The organism is Telmatospirillum sp. J64-1 (assembly GCF_006980715.1).
Lineage (GTDB): Bacteria > Pseudomonadota > Alphaproteobacteria > Rhodospirillales > Magnetospirillaceae > Oleiliquidispirillum > Oleiliquidispirillum nitrogeniifigens.
Genome location: NZ_SBHN01000070.1, coordinates 1 through 1,420 on the forward strand (window position 1 = coordinate 1; position 1,420 = coordinate 1,420).

1 protein-coding gene is annotated in these 1,420 nt (G+C 65.7%); it reads right to left on the minus strand.

Features of this window, described 5'->3' with window-relative positions; translation table 11 throughout:
- Nucleotides 1-13: 13 nt before the first annotated feature.
- On the minus strand, nucleotides 14-1,420 hold a 1,407-nt coding region (locus EPD66_RS23785; RefSeq protein ID WP_142851043.1), incomplete at its 5' end, for a bifunctional aconitate hydratase 2/2-methylisocitrate dehydratase.

The window sequence follows — 1,420 nt, forward strand, 5'->3', positions numbered from 1 at the left end:
GCTGCCTGTTCTGTTAGGCGGGCAGCTTGACGGTATCGGCCAGCTGGCGGAACTGCTCGATCTGGTCGAAGTTCATGTAGCGGTAGATGTCGCCGGCCTTCTGGTTGACCACGGTGACCTGCTCCAGATACTCCTCAACCGTCGGGATCTTGCCCAAGAGGGCGCAGACGGCGGCCAGCTCGGCCGAGCCGAGATAGACGTTGGTGTCGATGCCCAGACGGTTGGGGAAGTTGCGGGTCGAGGTCGAGATCGCCGTCGCGCCCTTGCGGATCTGCGCCTGGTTGCCCATGCACAGTGAGCAGCCGGGCGTTTCCATGCGCGCCCCGGTCTTGCCCAGGATGCTGTAATAGCCTTCCTCGGTCAGGATCGCGGCATCCATCTTGGTCGGCGGGGCGATCCACAGCCGGGTGGGGATGTCGGACTTGCCTTCGAGCACCTTCGCGGCGGCGCGGAAATGACCGATATTGGTCATGCACGAGCCGATGAAGACCTCGTCGATCTTGTCGCCGGAGACCTCGGAGAGGAGCTTGACGTCGTCGGGATCGTTGGGGCAGGCGACGATCGGCTCCTTGATGTCGGCCAAGTCGATCTCGATCACCGCGGCGTATTCGGCATCGGCGTCGGGCGCCAGCAGCTGCGGCGCGGCGATCCAGTCCTCCATCGCCTTGATGCGGCGCTCGAGCGTGCGGCGGTCCTCATAGCCGTTGGCGATCATCCACTTCATCAGCGTGATGTTGGAGCGCATGTACTCGATGATCGGCTCTTCGTTCAGGCGCACGGTGCAGGCCGCCGCCGAACGTTCGGCCGAGGCGTCCGACAGCTCGAAGGCCTGTTCCACCTTGAGGTCGGGCAGGCCCTCGATCTCGAGGATGCGGCCGGAGAAGACGTTCTTCTTGCCCTTCTTCTCGACCGTCAGCAGGCCCTGGCGGATGGCGTAGAGCGGGATGGCGTTGACCAGGTCGCGCAGGGTCACGCCCGGCTGCATCTGGCCCTTGAAGCGCACCAGCACGCTTTCGGGCATGTCCAGCGGCATCACGCCGGTGGCGGCGGCGAAGGCCACCAGACCCGAGCCGGCGGGGAAGGAGATGCCGATGGGGAAGCGGGTGTGCGAGTCACCGCCGGTGCCCACGGTATCGGGCAGCAGCAGGCGGTTGAGCCAGGAATGGATGACGCCGTCGCCGGGGCGCAGGGAAACGCCGCCGCGGGTCGACATGAAGGCCGGCAGTTCCTTATGCGTCTTGACGTCGACCAGCTTCGGGTAAGCCGAGGTGTGGCAGAAGGACTGCATCACCAGGTCGGCCGAGAAGCCCAGGCAGGCGAGGTCCTTGAGCTCGTCGCGGGTCATCGGGCCGGTGGTGTCCTGCGAGCCGACGGTGGTCATCTTCGGCTCGCAATAGGTGCCCGGGCGGATGCCCTTGCC